Here is an 18173-nt window from a genome sequence, read left to right as displayed (position 1 = left end):
TCATCAACTCTGTTGAAGATTGCAATCTTCAACAGAGTTGATGACGGAGAGGTTGGTGGGATGACGGCAGAATGACGGAGAGTAGTAGCCAAGGCTGCGCATCACAAACCCGTTACCCTTCAAACCCGACCTTTCCGGCTAACGCTTCGTTAATACTGCTTTCATACGTCCGCCACTATTATGCTATTGTCTTCGGATCAGGGGCAACCGCATTTGAAAGATTGCACATGCATTGTGCGTGGTTCGACAAGCTCACCATGAGGGAGAGAAGTTGATTGCAGGGAGTCAAGGCTTGCAAATTCAGTGACACTCTTGCAGCCAAAAACCTCCCTCATGGTGAGCTTGTCGAACCACGCACAGGGAATGTGCCATCGATATATTCCTTCAAACGCGATTGCCCTGCCGGATCAGGGGCTCTTCACGATCCGCTTCAACATAACCGGTAGTTTTATGCTGAGAACTTCTGTTTTGCGTCATGTTCTTCTTGGCCTCACGCTCGCGTTGAGTGCGTCGGCTGCGCACGCCCAAAATCCTGTGCCTTCGGCAGCGGTCCCTATCCCTACGCTAAAGCCTTTTGCCTCGACGCAAACCCGCGTCAGCCCGTCCATCCAGGCGGCGATGCATCCGGACCCGGTGACGACGGCGGGCATTGCCCAGCCCTCCAAGCCTTCGGCCATCGCCGGGAGCCTGAAGAGCGGGCTCGATGCCATCGCTTCGGGCGACGTGCGGCGGGCGATCGGCATCCGCAACGGCTTGCCTTCGCAGGCGCTCGACCGGCATATATTGACCTGGGCGATCGGCCTTTCCAATGCACCGGGCGTGCCGAGCTCCGAGATTGCGCAGGCCGCCGCCGAGCTACCGGGCTGGCCGGGCATGGCGACTTTCCGCAGCAATTCCGAACGGGCGCTTTTCAAGGAAAATCCGGCGCCTTCGGTGGTCATCAGTGCCTTTGGCAACACGGCGCCGCAGACGACGGAAGGCGTGGTGATCCTCGCCCGCGCCTATGTGGCCGGCGGCAACCAGCGCGCCGCACGGCAAATCCTCGGGCCTTTCTGGCGCACGAAGAAGCTCGATGACAATCAGGAAGCGATGATCCTCAAGGAGTTTTCCGGGGTCATTGCGCGCGAGGATCATCTGACGCGCATGCTGACCATGCTCTATGAGGGCAAGGTGAAATCCGCCGGGCGTGTGGCCAAGCTTGCCGGGGCGACATCGCTGTATCAGGCTTTTGCCGCCGTGCTGCAAAAGGCGCCCGATGCCGGCAAGAAGCTGGCGCAGGTGGATGGATCCTGGGCGCAGAACGCCGCCTATATCTTCGCCAAGGCGCAATATTTGCGGCGGCAGGAGAAATACAAGGAAGCGGCGGACACGATGGCTGCGGCGCCGCGCGATGCGGCTTCGCTGGTCGATCCGGATGCGTGGTGGACCGAGCGCCGGGTGCTGTCGCGCGAATTGCTGGACATTGGCGATGCCAGGCGCGCCTACCGCGTTGCCGCCTCGCACAGCGCCGAGACACCGGCCGTTGCGGCGGATGCGGAGTTTCATGCGGGCTGGGTGGCGCTCAGAGCGCTGAACGATGCGAAAACGGCGCAGAAGCATTTTGCCCGGATCGCCGAGATTTCATCGCGGCCCATGTCGGCCTCGCGCGCCTATTACTGGCTCGGACGCGCCGCGGAAGCCGGCAGCGCGGGCAGCGCCAGCGAGTATTATACGCGGGCTTCCCGCTACGGCACTACGTTCTACGGGCAGCTTGCGGCGGCGAAGCTCGGGCAATCCGGGTTGCAACTGCCCTACCCCAAGCCGACGGACGCCGAGCGTACGCGCTTTGCCCAGCGCGAGGCCGTACGGGCGATCCAGCGGCTCGAGGATACGGGTTACGATTCCCGCGCGGCGATGCTATATACGAGCCTGGCGCAGGAGCTCGACAGTCCAGGCGAACTGGCGCTGCTGGCGGTGATGGCCGAGCGCAAGGGCAATCACTACGTCGCCCTGCGCGTCGGCAAGGCTGCGGCGCAGCGCGGCATCGATGTGGGCGCGCTGTCGCATCCGATCGGCGCCATCCCCGGCAATGCCAATATTTCCGGATCGGGCACCGCCCTCGCCTACGCCATCGCCCGGCAGGAGAGCGAGTTCAACCCGACTGCGGTATCAAGCGCCGGGGCGCGCGGCCTGCTTCAGCTTTTGCCCGGGACAGCCAAGGGCGTCGCCACCCGCGCCGGCATGAGCTATTCGAAGGACCGGTTGACGACCGATGCGGCCTATAACGCGACGCTCGGCGCGAAATTCCTCGGCGAGCAGATCTCGAAGTTCGATGGTTCGTATGTGCTTACCTTTGCCGGCTACAATGCCGGCCCGACCCGGGCCAATGAATGGGTGGCGAAATATGGCGATCCGCGCGGCAAGCCGCTCGACGACGTGGTCGACTGGATCGAGCGCATTCCCTATACCGAGACACGCAACTACGTGCAGCGGGTGATGGAAAACTACGAGGTCTACAAGGCGCGGCTTACGGGCAAGGCGCAGATCGAAAGCGATCTGACCGCCGGACGGCGCGGCTGACCGCTTGGCCTTTCGCGAGATTATCTACGATGCACCGGATGGGTTGAAGCTTTACGCGCGGATGTACGAACCGGCGCGTGAAGTGAAGAGCCTGCCGCTCATCTGCCTGCCCGGCCTGACGCGCAACGCCAGGGATTTCCACGAACTGGCGCTGGTGCTTTCGGAACATCCGGAAACACCGCGGCGTGTGGTCAGCTTCGATTATCGCGGGCGCGGGCTATCGGCCTACGATCCCGATTTCACGCATTATAATATAGGCATTGAAGCCGGCGATGTGATTGCCGGGCTGGAGGTCGTCGGGATCGATCGCGCGGTGTTTCTCGGCACGTCGCGCGGCGGGCTGATTATCCACATCCTCGCAGCGATTGTACCGCAACTCCTTGCCGGCGTGATCTTCAACGATATCGGCCCGGAGATTGCGCCGGCGGGATTGCTCCAGATCAGCCAGTACTTGAACAATCCGCGGTTGCCGAAGAGCTGGACGGAAGCAGCGGAGATCCAACACGCCGTGCATGGGGTCGCATTCCCGGCGCTGCGAGATGCGGACTGGGAGCGCTTCGCCCATGCGATCTACCGCGAGATCGATGGAACTATCCGCCCGGACTACGATCCGAACCTCGTGAAAACGTTGGAAGGCGTTGATTTCACGCAGAAATTGCCTGATCTATGGGCGCAGTTCGATTTGTTGGCCGAACTGCCGCTGCTGGTCATCCGCGGGGAGAACACGCCGCTACTGGCACCGGAAACGGTGGCGGAAATGACGCACAGGCATCCAGCGCTGCAGGTGATCAATGTCACCGGTCAGGGTCACGCGCCAATGCTGGAAACCGGGCGCCTACCCGAGCTGATCGCAGCATTTGCCGCCGGGGTGGATTTAAGGGCGGTTTAGGTTGAGACTTCAGATGTCGATTATTTCTCCCCCACAAGGGGGGAGATAGGCGCTCAGCCGCTTTTGCCGGTTCTCGCTGGCTTCGGTGCAGCTTTTTTCGGCACCGCCTTCGGCTTTGCCTTCGCGACAGGCTTCACCAAGCCTGACGCCCGTTTGATCCAGTCCTCGCGATGAGCGCGACCGGGAAAGCCGATTTCCTCACTGACCCAGGCGGCCTCATCGGCAGTCCAGCCGGCGATCTGGTCGTAGTGGAAAATACCGGCCGCGAAGAGTTTCGATTCAATCACGGCACCAATACCATCGATGTCGGTCAACTTGTCGGGCTTGCCGCGGCGTGCAGTCTTCAGCAACGCCGGGCGGTTCTTGTCATCCTGCCTCGGGCTCCGCACGATATTCGCCTCGGCCTTTGCCTGGCTCTTCTTTGGCGCCGCCGTTTTGCGAGCCGATCTGCTGCGATCCGCAGGGTCAGGCGCGGGAACCGGTTCCGCCGGCGGAATCATGGCGGCGGCTTCCCTGGCAGATTTCTTCACATCGTCATTCGCAGGTGTACCGAGCAGCGACAGGGACGCAAGCCGTGCATCGGCCGCTCTGGTCGAGCTTTCAGAAACAGAATCTCTTTTTGCCGAGAACCTCTTGGAAACATTGCCTAAAATCGCCCCAATGATAAAGGCGGCGGCAATGAGGAACAGCGACGATAAAATGAACATCACCATGATTCGTTATCCTACCTTCGCTATCGAAGTCAGGCCTGGGTCGACCAGCCGACATAGAAACCGACAAGAACAGCAATCAGAAGAAAGAGCCAGAGCTCGCTGATCAAATACCACATGCCGTTGTCCTCCCAATGGCTGCTGCAGGGCCCGTCGATATTCACGCCATGGCGGCCTGCAAACGGCGATTTTCTGCGCTTCCGGTGCTCACGTACCAGAATGTACGCTGCGCTCCGTTGCTCGAACAACACCGTTTTCGCCTCGCCATAATCGCGAATCTCAACAGACCCTGGAGCAGCGGTTCCCACTTTTCGTGGAATTACTCTAATTGTTGCTGGCGCTGGCCGGCACTTCCAATTTCACCTCGCCCGGCTTGCCATTGCCCGGAAGCGCCGTGTGCAGAGCAGCATTCAGGCTATCATAACCATTCGAATTGGCAGCGGTACCCCTGATGTTGTAGGTTTCACCTGAAATTTCCACTTCGCCATTGGTCAGTTGCGCCGCTTGCGCCAACGCGAAATCGACAAGATCGAAGAAACCCTGCGGTGCGCCGCGCGCCACAGCCATTTCATCGAGAATTTCGATGCCGGGCATGGCACTTTCCGCGGCGGCGAGGATCTTGGCGCGAGCATCGCCATAGGGAACATTGCCCGAAAGCAGGATCCCTTCATCGGACTTGGTGACCGCGAAGGAAAACGGAACAGCCAGGGGCAAAAGTGTCGCCTGATTGTCGACGACGCGCACGCCCCTCGTCTCGCTCACAATTTTCAGCGCCTCCGTGAGCGCTTCCTCGGATGGTGCAATGCCCTTGAGGACGAGATCGCGGCCATCGATTTCGGCGCTCGCCCATGGATTGCCGGTCTCAAGCGCATTGTTGGCGGTCTCTGTAAGCTCACGGTCGATCGGATCTGTCAAAAACCACACAGCCAAGGCCGTCAGCAGCGCAATGGTGATGACGCCCGGCCAGAACCAGCTTTTGATCGTCTGCATATAGTCAATACTTTCTTATCCTGGAGCCCATTTTGAAACTCTGCGGCGGCGGTCATCTAACGCGATTTTCTGCGCTTCCGGTGCTCACGTACTTGAGTACGCTGCGCCCCGGTTTCGAAAACCACGCCATATGCCTCGCCACTGCGACTTTCCAAACGGGCTCTTACCCGCAATCATGTCTGCCCGCTATTTATGGCCATTTCAACACAGGGGTGTGTCCGCGTGCCATAAACATTGTAGAGCACCAGATTTCCGGCAAAAGAAAACCCGGCAGCTTGCGCTGCCGGGTCCAAATCAACCAATCCGTGAAGGATTAGAAGTTGCGCTGGAAGCGGATGATCCCGCCGAACGCGTCGTCGTTGCCACCGGCATTAAGAGAGGCAGCTTCACGCGCACCGTCGAACTTGGTGTAGTTGATTTCTGGCGTGATTGTGAAGCCAGGAACCAGCTCGTAAGCTACGTTAAGAGCGAGAGCGTATGTGCCTTCGTCTTCCCAAGCACCCTGGGCGTTGATGGTTGCCTTGTCGGTAGCCTTGACGGAGATACCGCCCCAAGCTGCCCAATCGCCTTCCCATGTGCCGAACCAGTTACGGCTGTCCTGATCGACTGCGCCCGTGACCGGATCGAAGTCGTTGTCATAACCGGACTGATAACCACCCATGATCCAAGCGGAGAACATTTCGTTGAACTTCACGTCCAAACGCAGCTTTCCAGCAAATTCTTCAACGTTGGAGTCATAACCAACAACGCCGGAGACCTTGCCCCAACCCTGCTCGAACTTCGCACCAGCAAGAACGTGTGGCATGTAGTCTTCGATGACATAGTTGCCGCCGAGGCCGGTAACATTGTCCGAACCCTGTTCAGCACCGATCATTGCGGAGAAACCATTGCCGCCAACGAAAGTGTAGCTGACCTGGTTGCTTTCGCCGGACTGGTAGTTGATCACGTCGTCGTTGATGATCGCGCCGGCATAATCTGTCCACGAACCGAAGAGTTCGTCAGCAGTACCGATGCGGAAACCGCCGAGTTCGATCCATGCCTGTGGCAGCGAACCGCCGTCATCAAGGCCGTTGGTGTACTGGAAACGGCCCTGAATGTACGAACGCAGGGTGCCGAGTTCAGTTTCCGAACGAGCGTCGAAACGAACTTCTGCACGAGTACGCTTGTACCAGGTTTCGTTGTCCTTGGCGCCAACGTTGGTGCCGTCATAGACATTGTCGCCACCAGCAGCATCGTAACGGACATAGCCGCTGATCTTCAGGCAGGTTTCGGTCCCCGGAATATAAAAGAAGCCAGCGCCGTATGCGTCGCAAACGCGAACGTATTCGACGGGCTCTGGTTCAGCGACGACGACTGCATCTGCAGCGCGTGCCCCTGATACTGCAACCAGGGCTGCAGCGGAGCCGATGAGTAGGCTCTTGATGTTCATTTCTGACCTCCAGTCAAAGTTAAAAATGGGTCTGGGCATTCCAATTTGGCTGAAGGACAACCTGTCCCCATCCCCTAAGTCCAAGAAGAAATGCGATGAACGCCCTTCCTCCCGACAGACCATACTCGCCAGCGCTGGGGTTTCAACCACGAATGTCCGCATCGGCACCTTGTGAGGGCTCTATGCCAAGCCGCTGTTGCACAAAAGCCACGAAATCGCCTCGGCTCCTGCAATATCTTTACCCCTCATTAATATTGGTAACCCGGTTTTTAATAAAATCTTGTCGGATCATGGCGGGATTGGAACTGCAAACACCCGAAGAATCGGCCATTACAGCGGTGTTGCTGGCCAATCGCTGAATCGAATCAACGAATTTCCGCTCTCCCTGAATGGTGATTTGACATGACATATCTCTACCTACTTATCGCCATAGTCTGCGAAGTCGTGGCCACTTCCGCCCTCAAACAGGCCGATGGATTCACCAGGCTTTGGCCATCGCTGGTTTGCATTGCCGGCTACGGAGCGGCCTTCTACCTGCTTTCGATACTGCTCAAAACCATGCCCGTCGGCGTTGTCTATGCGATCTGGTCTGGTGCGGGAATCGTGTTGATCGCCGCCGTTGGCTGGTTCTGGTTCAAGCAATCGCTGGATATTGCTGCGATCGTCGGGTTGATCCTGATCGTTGCCGGCGTGCTCATCGTCAATCTCTTCTCGAGCTCGGTCGGGCACTAGAGCAAGTCTTGTCTATTCAGCTGGCCAATTGGTGCGCCAGCTATCCATTTTCCAGGAGCCTCCCGTCGAATCTTGACTGGAGGTCAGAAAATGAACATCAAGAGCCTACTTCTCGGCTCCGCTGCAGCCCTTGTTGCAGTAACCGGCGCACGCGCTGCAGACGCAGTCGTCGTTGCCGAACCCGAACCCGTCGAATACGTCAAAGTGTGCGATGCTTATGGTGCGGGCTTCTATTACATCCCCGGAACCGAAACCTGCCTGAAGATCAGCGGCTATGTGCGTGCCGACATCCAGGGCGGTGACGACGTTTATTCCGGCGCCGAGCGCGACACCTATGACTGGCGTGCACGTGCGCTTCTCCGTTTCGACGCCCGTTCGGAAACCGAACTCGGTACGTTGAAGTCTTTCGCCGAGCTTCGCTACAACTTCAAGAATGGTGCGGACGCGCAGACAGTTGACCTGAACCAGGCAACCATCGAGCTTGGCGGCTTCCGCGTGGGCGCGGCCGACTCGCAGTTCACGAGCTGGACCGGTTATCTCGGCGATATCATCAATGACGACGTGGTCGCTGAGGGCAACTACGTTACCAACCAAATCAGCTATACGTTCACTGGCGGCAACGGGTTCTCGGCGTTTATCGGTGCAGAACAGGGTAATGGCGACAACCTGATCGATGACTATCTTCCGCACATCGTTGGCGGTGCGAAATTCGAACAAGCTTGGGGCACGGTCTCGGGCGTCGTTGGCTACGACTCCAATGCGGAAGAATGGGCTGGTAAGCTCCGCGTCGATGCCAAATTCAGCGATACGATTTCAGCCTGGGTTCTGGGCGGATACAAATCTAACGACGGAACTGATTTCTACGGGACCTGGAATGGTGATTTCGCTGTCTGGGGCGGTATTTCCGCCAAGGTTATGGACACCGCAGCTGTCAATGCACAGGTCGGCTATGAAGAAGAAGGCACATACGCTTTCGCTCTTAACGTAGCTTACGAGCTGGTTCCTGGCTTCACGATCACGCCAGAAATCAACTACACCAAGTTTGACGGTGCTCGCGCGGCCGATACCGACGACGCATTCGGCGGCATCCTCCGTTTCCAGCGCAACTTCTAATCCTTTGATTGGCTGACACAAACCAATGCCGGGCGTTCCGGCATTGGTTTTTTGTCCCTCAACAAGCCAATTCGACGTTCGTTGTTAGAAATGCAGGTGCCGGTCGAGAAGACCTGTCCAACCACCAACTTTGAAACGCCCAAGCCATTTTTTATTTGATTGGAGATTAGAAATGAACATCAAGAGCCTGCTCTTCGGCTCCGCTGCAGCTCTCGTTGCAGTATCCGGCGCGCGTGCGGCAGATGCGGTCGTCGTCGCTGAACCAGAACCTGTTGAATATGTTCGCATTTGCGACGCATACGGCGCCGGCTTCTTCTATATCCCCGGCACGGAAACCTGCCTGAAGGTCAGCGGTTATGTCCGTGCGGATATCCGTGGCGGCGACGATGCTTATACAGGTGTCGACCGCGGCACCTATGACTGGCGTGCCCGTGCCGTGACCCGTTTCGATGCCCGTTCGGAAACCGAGCTCGGTACGCTGCGCTCCTATGCTGAACTTCGTTACAACTTCAAGAATGGTGCAGATGCCGAAACGGTTGACCTGAACCAGGCAACCATCGAGCTTGGCGGCTTCCGAGTCGGCGCTGCCGACTCGCAGTTCACAAGCTGGACCGGCTATCTCGGCGGTATCATCTCCGATGACGTTATCGCCGAAGGCAGCTACGTCACCAACCAGATCAGCTACACCTATTCCGCCGACAACGGCTTCTCGGCATTCGTTGGTGCGGAACAGGGTAAAGGCGACTACCTGATCGATGACTATCTCCCGCATATTCTGGGTGGCGCGAAGTTCAAGCAGGGCTGGGGTTCGGTTACCGGTGTTGTCGGTTACGACTCCAAGGCTGAAGAATGGGCCGGCAAGGTTCGTCTGGACGTAACCGTCACAGAGGCTATCTCGGCCTGGGTCATGGGCGGGTACAAGTCCAATAACGGCAAAGACTTCTACGGTACCTGGAATGGCGATTACGCCGTCTGGGGCGGTATCGCCGCCAAAGTCACAGACAGGGCAACAGTCAATGCACAGGTTGGCTATGAAGACGAAGGCACAATCGCTGCTGCTTTGAACGTGGCTTACACGCTGGTTCCCGGTTTCGTTATCACGCCGGAAGTCAACTACACCAAGTTTGATGATGCCCGCCAGGCCCGTACGCGCGGTGCCAAGGATGATGCCTTCCAGGGCATCGTCCGCTTCCAGCGCAACTTCTGATCATTGGTCAACTAACAACCAACGCCGGGCTTTTTCCGGCGTTGGCCTTCCCCTCAAACCATATTCACCATTCAATTTTCAGCGTTCGTAGAGCAACGCACAGACATTTAGCGAGAGAGGATTTTTAAACCGGTCGTGGACCGAGGAGATGGTGACATGTTTGGACAACAACCAGCAAGGTTGGACGTTGATGAAGCCGGTGATGGTTTTATCAAACGAAAGTCTATTAGCCTAAAGTGGCATGGGCTTCTGGATTGCGCTTTCGGAAAAGACGGGTACAACTCGTCAGATATTTTTCCGATGTTTGTTTTATCGATTAGAGCGCAATCATTATGACGATCTCTGCCTTGGGTGTCGCCCCCTCCCCGCCCGAAACGGCGTTTCCGGTCCGGTTCCAGTACGATCTCAGCTATGCTTCGGCGGATCATGGGATCAAACGATTGGTCAAGGAGCATTCTCTCAATAATCTGACGGCGCAATATATCAGCATTCTCTGGGATGAAGGTTCGCACAAAACCAATGTCCGGTCTTTCCTTGGAGAAATCTGCGAAATATTGGGCGGCGAGCGTTTCAGCGTTTTCACGCAGGTAATGCTCGATTCTGTGATCGGTACGCTACGCGAGCGCGGCAATAGCAATGCAACCATCAATCGAAAGATGGCTGCCTTGAGCAAACTGCTGCGGAAGGCGTGCAAAATGGGCGACATTTACAATTTGCCGGAGTTCCGGCGCCAAAAGGAACGGCAGGGACGTATCCGCTTCCTTGAAGCCGAAGAGGAACAGCGGCTTTTCTCGGCTATCCGCATGCGTTGCGAAGACAGCTACAGGTTGAGCGTCTTTCTGGTAGATACGGGTTGCCGGCTTGGCGAAGCAATCGGCCTCAACTGGAACGACCTGCAGGACTCGCGCTCGACTTTCTGGCTGACGAAGTCGGGCCGCAGCCGCACGGTTCCTTTGACCAGCCGGGTGAAGGAGGTCGTCGAGATCCCGCATGGCCGGTTGAAGGGTCCCTTCGCCATGCACACGCAAGTGCGTTTTCGCGCGATCTGGAACGAAGCCAAGGCAGAAGTCGGACTTGGGACGGACGATCAGGTGGTCCCGCATATTCTGCGCCATACCTGCGCTTCACGCCTGGTGCGCGGCGGCATCGATATCAGGCGCGTCCAGATCTGGCTCGGCCATCAGACCCTGTCGATGACGATGCGCTACGCCCACCTTGCGACCAATGATCTTGACAGCTGCGTGGCTGTGCTCGAACGCCACTAGGGTCTGTCGAGATTCATGCCATGGCAGCCTGCAAACGGCGTTTTTCTGTGCTCCGGTGCTCACGTACCTCGACAGACCCTATTGCACCAGCGGCATGCGGAAGGTGAACCGCGTTTCTTCAGAGGTCGAGGAAACGTCCAAGGTCCCGCCATGCACTCGCGCAATTTCCGAGGCAATATAAAGCCCGAGCCCCAGTCCCTGCTGGCCGGCCCGCGCTTCACGCCGGAAGAACGGCAGGAATAATTGCGCCATTGCTTCCGGCGGGATAGGTTCTCCTGTGTTGGCGACCCACAATTCAAAGACGCCATTATCGAGGGAAGCATTGACGCGAATGGGACCATCCTCTGAACCGTGCATCAGGGCATTGCCGAGCAGGTTCGACAGGAGCTGGCCAATCCTGACCCGGTCACATTTCACCGGATCTTTGAAGTCGAGATGCGCCTCGACGACATGGCCGTTCCGAACGGAAGCCAATTCCTCGATGACCTGAACCAGTGTCGGCTTCAACGGTTCCGCATCGTCGAGCTCCGGCACCACGCCGCCGCCAAGTCTTGCGCGGGCCAGGTCGAGCACATTGTCGATCAGGCCCGACATGCGAACGACGCTGCCACGGATCAGTTTGACGATGTTCGTCGCCTTCTCGTCCAACGGTGAGCGAAGCAGCATACGCGTTCCGGAATCGATCGACGCGACCGGATTACGCAGATCATGGCCAAGCACAGCGACGAATTGTTCTCGAAATTCGGAAATCTTGCGCTCGTCGAGAAGCGCCGCCTCCGTCATCGCCAGACGCTCATTCGCATGCAGATGAAAGGCGATCAATTCGGCAAACAGTTTGAACATTCCGATGGTTTCGGGATTGTTGAGGCGCGCCGGCCTTGGATCGATGGCGCATAACGTACCGAACAACGCGCCGTCCGGGAGGATGATAGGCATGGAAATATAGCTTTGAAAACCATAGATCGCCGGCGTGTGATGGGTGGAATAGACAGGATCTTTCGCGACTTCATCGATAACAACCGCTTGGCGGCTATCTCGGATTTCATCACAGATCGTGGTTTTCACGGCCAGTTCACCGCCCGGCTTCAGGCCAAAACCGATCGCGTCGAGAACCTCGCAGGCGATCCAGCGATTGTCGGTTACCCGAGCAACGGCGGCAAAGCCCATGCCGGTGCTGCGGCACACGACATCGAGGATCATTGGTATGGCGTCAATCCGGCCGATCGCATCGATGTCGGCCTGAAAGTCATTGTTCATCAAAGCTTCCGATATTCCAGTCGTACCCAAATATAGTGGCTCCCCAAAATAACGCCAATGCATGTGTCAAGATCCGAGACATATCCGCTTTTTCGCGTGGAAAAAAGCGATATCAGCGCCAAGCCGCATGGTCCGGACTCGCAGGGTCGGAACTTGTTAATAGGCAAAGTACTTCCATGACACGGCGCCGCTTTCCAAGAAAAACTGCGCCGATATCAACTTCTTTCTGATTTAGTCACATAATACATCTGCATTACAGCTATCTAACCTCGACGATTAATTGACGTTGCGTCGCTCATCTGTAAGGATTTCATACGGCACACCGGAGACCTTGAATGGCACAATGGTTGGATATACTTCGCGAGAAAAACGAACTTGCGGGGCAGCTGAGCGAAAAGATACCGAGGTTCCTCGCCTATGAAGGCCTGACGCTGGATCAGGCAACACGGCTGCACATCTTTCTGGAAAATCACGCGGAAGAAATGCGCCGGTTGGCAAGGGAGATCGGCGCGGTCGATCTTGTCGATGCGCTGCATGAAGCTGCCGATGCGCTCGACAGGATATTCTCAGACCTTGCGGCTGCGGCCGAGCTCAAGGTTGCCGAGCTTCGCCAGAAAGAGGCGTATGCCAACGCGCCGCCTGCCCCGAAACTCGCTTACAGCTGAAACGAGCGGGCAGGAATCACCCGCCGAATTGACAGCGGTTGACGATCTGTCCCGCCGAAAATTTCGCGGCGCGGCGCCAGGATTCGTCCGTATCACCGCGGTAGGTGATCAATTCCCCGCAAATCGCTCGCTGGTCATCGACATTGAGCACGGAATATTTGACCCAGCCAATCAATGTGCTGGTTTTTTCGACGGCACCGATAACGACAAAACGTGCGCCGGCCTGCTTGGCCTGCCGGGCAAGCGGTTCGAAACCCGGGTTTGCCGCCGTGCATTGCGACGCCTCGCAAGGCAGCGTCACAAGTTTGAGCTTGCCGCTGGCAGCCAATTGATCGCGCAGAAAATCAGAGAGCGCCTTCAACCTGCGCTTGTGCGTGTCGCTCTGATCGACCGGTTCACCGGAAGTGTCGAGAAAGTCAAAATTTGCTACAGCAACCGGCACTGCGGGCTCGGCACGCGCCGGCGAAATAGCGACCATGGCACCGAGCACCACCGCCGCAAACGAGGCATGGACTGTCATTTCATCATCCTTTTCCGGTGCCCAGAAGAAGGATAGTTGAAACTATAACGATGTCCAATCTGACGGAAACATGACGGCCGACAACTTCCCTTGCCTCTTGACATCCCACGTTCACATTGAATTGATAGGGGACAGCTCAGCGTCAAGAGGAGCATTCATGCACGACGATGAAGAAGACGACAACATCCTGCATTACACCACGCCAATGTGGTGCCATTTGCTCATCTTCGGTTTTGCTGTCTCGATCGCTGTCGGTATCTGCCAACTCTGTTCGTAAGGTTTTGCCGGTACATTATACCGGTAAATGAACGAGGCCCGACCCTCATAAACTTGAGGGGACAAGGCCGAGCCGGGCCTCGATGCCCGCAAGGGCATGGCTGAAACTGTGAAGCCCTAGAGCAAATTTTGTCTATTCAGAGTCGTTCTGCCGGAGGGAATTTGGTTCAATGTCGAGGGGTTTGGCGAGGCCGATGTTTACCCATCGGACGAAGCCGAAGCCCGATGGAATTGGCCAAATTCACCCGGTCCTTCGGGTTTCCGGCTGGCGGACACCCACTTTGTCAGGCGGCGTCGTCCGATGGGTAAACATCGACCTCGCCACCTTTCGCGTGGATTGTCTCGCCATCCGAGAAACAGAACTGGCTCTGAATAAACAAAACTTGCTCTAAAGCCGTCTAGTGATGTTTGCGCTGTGTCTGGAACGCCAGGATCAGGACGACAGCGACGGCGAGCAGAATAGAAAGATCACGCATAACCGTAACCTCCAAATGCGAATGGACCGCGCGTCGAACCCGCGCAGGCCCCTTTGTCTGATGGTCATTTCCGGCCGGTTTATCCGAGGGTGCAACCAGCAACGAGCCCCCTTGCGGAGACATTCGCAGATTAGCCGGAACGATATATGAAATCGATTGGAGCTTCGGTCCGGAAATATCAAAATCTTATAAAGAACCTGTGGTCTTGCTGGCGAAATAGCAGATTTACCTGTCACCCCACGGCAACCGGAGAAGCGTGGCGTTTTCCCTCGTGATACTCGCCCCACGCCTGTCGGAGGATTTGCACCGAAGATGTCAGGAAGATACCGGCCATGAGTGTCGCAACCGCCAAGTCAGGCCATGCGGTCGATGTGCCCCACACTCCAAAAGCCGCAGCCATAACCACGACGTTGCCGATCGCGTCATTGCGAGAGCAGAGCCAGACAGATCGAACATTCGCGTCGCCGTCTTTATATGGCCGCAGCAGGAGAACGGAGCCAAGGTTTGCAGCGAGCGCCAAGAAACCGATCACACCCATCACCTCGGCGCTCGGAACTCCAAGGACGAAGACCTGATAGATGGTCGAACCAAAGACCCAGACAGCCATGATGGAAAGCGAGAGCCCCTTGAACAGGGCGGCTGTCGCGCGGGTGCGCAGGCTCGCCCCGATCACGGCAAGGCTCAACCCGTACGTGACGGTATCGGCAAGGAAATCCAGGGCATCCGCCTTTAGCGCCTGCGAACCCGCCAGTTGACCAGCTACCATCTCCGTCAGGAACATCGCTCCGTTGATGGCGATCACAGTCCAGAGTATCCGTTTGTAACGCGGGTCCACGCCGCCAAAGATTGGCACTCCACCGGAACAGCACGTGTCTCCAACCTTGTGGAGAGCGGCTGGCTTGTCTGCAGGAAAGACCAATGGCGGTGGGGCGCACGATGTGTCCGTTTCGTGGTTACAGCAGTGATCAGCCATGCGGTGCCTCCTTTTATATTGGCACCCTAGTCCCTATAGTGACTAGAGGTTCAAGGGGTTTTTCATGGATTTTTCAATTGGTGAACTCGCGCGGCGCACACAGGTAAAGGTGCCAACCATACGTTACTATGAACAGATTGGCCTTTTGGCACCCCCACCTCGCACGGAAGGGCAGCAAAGGCGCTACGACAAGAAGAGTATAGCGCGACTTGCCTTCATCAGGCATGCGCGTGAACTCGGCTTCAACATCGAGGCAATCCGCGCGCTTCTCTCGCTGCAGGACAATCCGGATCAATCTTGCAACGTTGCCGACAGGATCGCATCAGCGCGCCTCGCTGAAGTCGAGGACCGCATTGCCAGCCTCAGCGCCCTGCGAACGGAATTGCAACGGATGCTCGAGGAATGCGCCTGTGGCCGGGTCGCTGAATGCCGGGTAATCGAGACCTTGGCAGACAACAGCCACCGGCATGGCCGCTTGGCTGAGAGCTGATCGCATGGCATTGTCCGCAATGGCAGACGTAGTTGCATAAGCGGCAACGCCTCTAGCTCGGGCTGAGGAACCGTCTATATATGTGAGCCATGTTGACGATTCTCGTTTATGCCGGCGCCGCTGTGGCGGAAATCGCGGGTTGCTTCTCCTTCTGGGCGTGGCTCAGGCTCGACACGTCAGCCCTTTGGATCATGCCCGGCATGGCCTCACTGGCGCTATTTGCGTACCTGCTTACTTTCGTTGATACCGCCGCGGCGGGACGCGCTTATGCGGCTTATGGCGGGGTTTACATCGTCGCCTCGATCTTATGGCTGTGGCGCGTCGAAAACAGCAAACCTGATCGATGGGACGTGACTGGGGCAGTTATTTGCCTCGTGGGTGCCGCTATTATTCTGCTTCCGACGAGAGTTTAGCCCGTAGTTAGAAGCCAGCCGTCCTCGGATTGATCTTATGCCCTAAGTTCAAAGAGTTCTGTCTGGCCGGTTCGTCCCTTGACGCTGACAATCTCGATCGGGACGAGATTAAACATTTTGCCAACCGCATCGCGGACTGCGCCGCTGACGAGGATCGACGTTCCATACTGCCGGTTGAGCCCCTCGAGACGCGAGGCGATGTTCACAGTGTCTCCAATGGGCGTGTATTGCCGACGTGTCTCTGCACCCACGCTGCCCACCACAGCCGGTCCGGTGTGCAGGCCAAAGCGCGTGATGAGCTCCGGCCGACCGTCCGCGCAATTGGCGGCATTCATGGCGTCGATCGCGGCCTTCATCGCCAAGGCGCAGTGACAAGCATGTTCCACATGCCGATCATCGAGAATGGGAGCGTTCCACATAGCCAGAACGGAGTCTCCGATATACTGCACGATCGTTCCGCCGTGACGTTCGATAATCTCGTTGAGTGCTTCAAAATAGCTTGAGAGCAGAGCGACGACTTCTTCCGGTGAGCGCTGTTCGGAAATGGTGGTGAAGTCTTGTATGTCGGTGAAGAGGACGGTGATGTCTTGCCGTGCTGCCGAGCCGACAGCCGATTGACCTGCAATGACGATCCTGCGCACAAGCTCCCGCGGCACGTAAAGCGAGAACGTCTTGATGGCCGTGCGTGCCGAACTCAGCGCTTTTGCCAGCGCATTGACCTCGGATATGAAGGAATGTGCGGTACGGCTTTCGCCGAATTCGAGTTCACCAATGTGCCTTGCTTCATCGGCGAGCGCATAGAGTGACCTACTGATCAACCGGGATATGATGAGCGCTGCCAGCACGCCTGCAGCAAGGAAAGCCCCGGCGATTGCCAGGTTGCGCTTCAGCGTACGCTCGACGGACGCCACAAGTTCATCGAGTGGTGCCGATATCACCACTGTATAACCGCCGACCAGCCCGGAGATGTCCTCGCTGAAGAACTGCGCCAGGTATTCACGCCCGTTCACCGGAAAACGGACCACATCGCCAGTTGCCGGTCCACCACCCGAGCCGAGTAGAGTTGCGATTGCCGGAATGGCCGGATCGGCTTTTGCCAGGTCGGCAACCGAAAGCTCCCGTCCCCGGCGAAGCTGCCCGCGGATTTCATTCATGACAGTCTTCTCGGAGTGGACGAGCACGCGACCTTGCCGATTAAAGACATAGCCACGTGCCTCACTCGAAAGTGTGCTGACGTCGACGACCTCCCCGAGGGTAAGCAGAAGCACGTCCGCTCCGATCACAACCCGATTATCTGCCTCGGCGGGCATCGCCAATGTTATCGTCATGGAATTGGTGGCCGCCGAGACATAGGGTCCGACCGAGACTGCCTTGCCCTTGTCGACAGCTGCAATGTACCAAGGCCGAATACGCGGATCGAACATGTCATCACGGTCCGCACGTCGATATAGCTGGCGCGCATCCTTGTCGTAAAACGTCCAGGTGGTACTTGGCCCACCGTCAACTTCGGTAATCACGCGGACGGCAAATGCCGTCTCCTTTGAGGCGTTGAGGTTGGTGCGCCATTCCGGATTTGCTGTCACGTCGACAGCCTGCACGAAGCTACCGTCGGGATAGCCTGCATAGACGCTATCGATACGGAAAGTCGACTGCAGGACTTTGATCAGGAAGTCGTGCTTTGCCTTCAGATCTTGTGGCGGTGGGGTCAGCATTTCGGGAACGACCGAGGCGGTCACAACCCCGGCATAACCGCTGTTGAAGACGTTGCGGTAATCCTCGATCGCGCGAAGCCCGAGCTGGCCCATCTCGGCTTTGCCGGCCGACAGAGCCGTAAACTTGCCCTGCGCGTAGGTCATCCATATGAGCGGTAGCGAAATGCAGGCTAACAGCCCGAGGATGACGACACTCAGATGCAGCCGCAGTGGCACATCCCACGCCGAAAGGGTGCCTTTCTTCTTGCTCTCCCCAATATGCATCGCGTAGCGCCCCCCCTGAGCACGGAACGCCTCTTCGGTATCAATCGGCATTGTGGGGCGAGAGCCGGGCGGGAAGGTAAATACCATTGCCGGAAGAAAAAGAACATCACCCGACGCTCAATACAATGGATCAACTGTCATGCCCGCTGACCGATAGTTCATGGCGTCTGGATTTATGAGTACACGCTCTAATTAATTTTAGTGAGGCGACGGTTTATTGAGGAGAAATAGTG

The 18173-nt window shown here is 57.3% G+C and carries 17 protein-coding genes; 9 read left to right on the top strand and 8 right to left on the bottom strand.

What is annotated here, in order from left to right:
• Positions 1-450 precede the first annotated feature (450 nt).
• Both PHA01_RS03725 and PHA01_RS03720 read left to right on the top strand, forming a co-directional pair.
• Positions 451-2559, top strand: coding sequence for a lytic transglycosylase domain-containing protein (locus PHA01_RS03725; RefSeq protein WP_271893426.1), 2109 nt, complete (start codon positions 451-453; stop codon positions 2557-2559).
• A gap of 4 nt (positions 2560-2563) precedes the next feature.
• The gene (locus tag PHA01_RS03720) at positions 2564-3448 is read left to right on the top strand and encodes an alpha/beta fold hydrolase (RefSeq protein WP_334311993.1); all 885 of its coding nucleotides are present in this window, start codon (positions 2564-2566) and stop codon (positions 3446-3448) included.
• 53 nt (positions 3449-3501) lie between these two features.
• Here the strand turns inward: PHA01_RS03720 and PHA01_RS03715 are convergent, their stop codons facing one another.
• From PHA01_RS03715 to PHA01_RS03700, 4 genes are all read right to left on the bottom strand, one after another.
• Positions 3502-4161 carry a hypothetical protein gene (locus PHA01_RS03715; RefSeq protein WP_271893425.1) on the bottom strand — a complete coding sequence of 220 codons (660 nt, stop codon included), beginning with the start codon at positions 4159-4161 and terminating at the stop codon, positions 3502-3504.
• Positions 4162-4190: 29 nt separating this feature from the next.
• Positions 4191-4409: a hypothetical protein gene (locus PHA01_RS03710; RefSeq protein ID WP_271893424.1), complete on the bottom strand. Its 219-nt coding sequence runs from the start codon at positions 4407-4409 to the stop codon at positions 4191-4193.
• A gap of 73 nt (positions 4410-4482) precedes the next feature.
• Complete coding sequence (locus PHA01_RS03705; RefSeq protein ID WP_271893423.1) at positions 4483-5148, bottom strand: BON domain-containing protein; 666 nt, start codon at positions 5146-5148, stop codon at positions 4483-4485.
• A 313-nt stretch (positions 5149-5461) separates the two neighbouring features.
• Positions 5462-6577 (bottom strand): porin, encoded by a 1116-nt coding sequence (locus PHA01_RS03700; RefSeq protein ID WP_271893422.1) that lies wholly within the window; start codon positions 6575-6577, stop codon positions 5462-5464.
• Between the two features lie 402 nt (positions 6578-6979).
• Between PHA01_RS03700 and PHA01_RS03695 the strand changes: the two genes are divergently transcribed.
• The 4 genes from PHA01_RS03695 (at position 6980) to PHA01_RS03680 (ending at position 10894) form a co-directional block, all read left to right on the top strand.
• Complete coding sequence (locus PHA01_RS03695; RefSeq protein WP_271893421.1) at positions 6980-7309, top strand: DMT family transporter; 330 nt, start codon at positions 6980-6982, stop codon at positions 7307-7309.
• 90 nt (positions 7310-7399) lie between these two features.
• A complete protein-coding gene (locus tag PHA01_RS03690) occupies positions 7400-8422 on the top strand; it encodes a porin (RefSeq protein WP_271893419.1) in 1023 nt (340 codons plus the stop codon).
• 172 nt (positions 8423-8594) lie between these two features.
• Positions 8595-9629: a porin gene (locus PHA01_RS03685; protein WP_271893417.1), complete on the top strand. Its 1035-nt coding sequence runs from the start codon at positions 8595-8597 to the stop codon at positions 9627-9629.
• A 332-nt stretch (positions 9630-9961) separates the two neighbouring features.
• Positions 9962-10894 carry a tyrosine-type recombinase/integrase gene (locus PHA01_RS03680; RefSeq protein WP_271893416.1) on the top strand — a complete coding sequence of 311 codons (933 nt, stop codon included), beginning with the start codon at positions 9962-9964 and terminating at the stop codon, positions 10892-10894.
• A gap of 78 nt (positions 10895-10972) precedes the next feature.
• Here the strand turns inward: PHA01_RS03680 and PHA01_RS03675 are convergent, their stop codons facing one another.
• Positions 10973-12151 (bottom strand): GAF domain-containing sensor histidine kinase, encoded by a 1179-nt coding sequence (locus PHA01_RS03675; RefSeq protein ID WP_271893415.1) that lies wholly within the window; start codon positions 12149-12151, stop codon positions 10973-10975.
• Positions 12152-12486: 335 nt separating this feature from the next.
• Here PHA01_RS03675 and PHA01_RS03670 point away from each other — a divergent pair, with 335 nt between their 5' ends.
• A complete protein-coding gene (locus PHA01_RS03670; RefSeq protein WP_271893414.1) occupies positions 12487-12816 on the top strand; it encodes a hypothetical protein in 330 nt (109 codons plus the stop codon).
• Positions 12817-12832: 16 nt separating this feature from the next.
• Here PHA01_RS03670 and PHA01_RS03665 read toward each other — a convergent pair whose 3' ends face one another.
• Together PHA01_RS03665 and PHA01_RS03660 are read right to left on the bottom strand one after the other, a co-directional pair.
• Positions 12833-13336 (bottom strand): DUF2380 domain-containing protein, encoded by a 504-nt coding sequence (locus tag PHA01_RS03665; protein WP_271893413.1) that lies wholly within the window; start codon positions 13334-13336, stop codon positions 12833-12835.
• Positions 13337-14320: 984 nt separating this feature from the next.
• Positions 14321-15061, bottom strand: coding sequence for a cation efflux transmembrane domain-containing protein (locus PHA01_RS03660; protein ID WP_271893412.1), 741 nt, complete (start codon positions 15059-15061; stop codon positions 14321-14323).
• 64 nt (positions 15062-15125) lie between these two features.
• Here PHA01_RS03660 and PHA01_RS03655 point away from each other — a divergent pair, with 64 nt between their 5' ends.
• Together PHA01_RS03655 and PHA01_RS03650 are read left to right on the top strand one after the other, a co-directional pair.
• On the top strand, positions 15126-15551 hold the full coding sequence (locus PHA01_RS03655; protein ID WP_271893411.1) for a MerR family transcriptional regulator: 426 nt from the start codon (positions 15126-15128) through the stop codon (positions 15549-15551).
• An 89-nt stretch (positions 15552-15640) separates the two neighbouring features.
• Entirely contained in the window at positions 15641-15964 is a 324-nt protein-coding gene (locus PHA01_RS03650) for a YnfA family protein (RefSeq protein ID WP_271893410.1), read from the top strand.
• A 35-nt stretch (positions 15965-15999) separates the two neighbouring features.
• Here PHA01_RS03650 and PHA01_RS03645 read toward each other — a convergent pair whose 3' ends face one another.
• Positions 16000-17991, bottom strand: coding sequence for an adenylate/guanylate cyclase domain-containing protein (locus PHA01_RS03645; protein ID WP_271893408.1), 1992 nt, complete (start codon positions 17989-17991; stop codon positions 16000-16002).
• Positions 17992-18173: the final 182 nt, after the last annotated feature.

Source organism: Candidatus Phyllobacterium onerii, from assembly GCF_028331445.1.
In the GTDB taxonomy this organism is placed as follows: Bacteria; Pseudomonadota; Alphaproteobacteria; order Rhizobiales; family Rhizobiaceae; genus Phyllobacterium; species Phyllobacterium onerii.
This window is presented reverse-complemented; position numbering and strand designations above follow the sequence as displayed.

Excerpts from the sequence above, each read along its gene's own strand:
- PHA01_RS03725 (WP_271893426.1), top strand. The coding sequence starts at position 451 with ATGCTGAGAACTTCTGTTTTGCGTCATGTTCTTCTTGGCCTCACGCTC.
- PHA01_RS03715 (WP_271893425.1), bottom strand. The coding sequence starts at position 4,161 with ATGGTGATGTTCATTTTATCGTCGCTGTTCCTCATTGCCGCCGCCTTT.
- PHA01_RS03705 (WP_271893423.1), bottom strand. The coding sequence starts at position 5,148 with ATGCAGACGATCAAAAGCTGGTTCTGGCCGGGCGTCATCACCATTGCG.
- PHA01_RS03700 (WP_271893422.1), bottom strand. The coding sequence starts at position 6,577 with ATGAACATCAAGAGCCTACTCATCGGCTCCGCTGCAGCCCTGGTTGCA.
- PHA01_RS03695 (WP_271893421.1), top strand. The coding sequence starts at position 6,980 with ATGACATATCTCTACCTACTTATCGCCATAGTCTGCGAAGTCGTGGCC.
- PHA01_RS03690 (WP_271893419.1), top strand. The coding sequence starts at position 7,400 with ATGAACATCAAGAGCCTACTTCTCGGCTCCGCTGCAGCCCTTGTTGCA.
- PHA01_RS03685 (WP_271893417.1), top strand. The coding sequence starts at position 8,595 with ATGAACATCAAGAGCCTGCTCTTCGGCTCCGCTGCAGCTCTCGTTGCA.
- PHA01_RS03680 (WP_271893416.1), top strand. The coding sequence starts at position 9,962 with ATGACGATCTCTGCCTTGGGTGTCGCCCCCTCCCCGCCCGAAACGGCG.
- PHA01_RS03675 (WP_271893415.1), bottom strand. The coding sequence starts at position 12,151 with ATGAACAATGACTTTCAGGCCGACATCGATGCGATCGGCCGGATTGAC.
- PHA01_RS03670 (WP_271893414.1), top strand. The coding sequence starts at position 12,487 with ATGGCACAATGGTTGGATATACTTCGCGAGAAAAACGAACTTGCGGGG.
- PHA01_RS03665 (WP_271893413.1), bottom strand. The coding sequence starts at position 13,336 with ATGACAGTCCATGCCTCGTTTGCGGCGGTGGTGCTCGGTGCCATGGTC.
- PHA01_RS03660 (WP_271893412.1), bottom strand. The coding sequence starts at position 15,061 with ATGGCTGATCACTGCTGTAACCACGAAACGGACACATCGTGCGCCCCA.
- PHA01_RS03655 (WP_271893411.1), top strand. The coding sequence starts at position 15,126 with ATGGATTTTTCAATTGGTGAACTCGCGCGGCGCACACAGGTAAAGGTG.
- PHA01_RS03650 (WP_271893410.1), top strand. The coding sequence starts at position 15,641 with ATGTTGACGATTCTCGTTTATGCCGGCGCCGCTGTGGCGGAAATCGCG.
- PHA01_RS03645 (WP_271893408.1), bottom strand. The coding sequence starts at position 17,991 with ATGCCGATTGATACCGAAGAGGCGTTCCGTGCTCAGGGGGGGCGCTAC.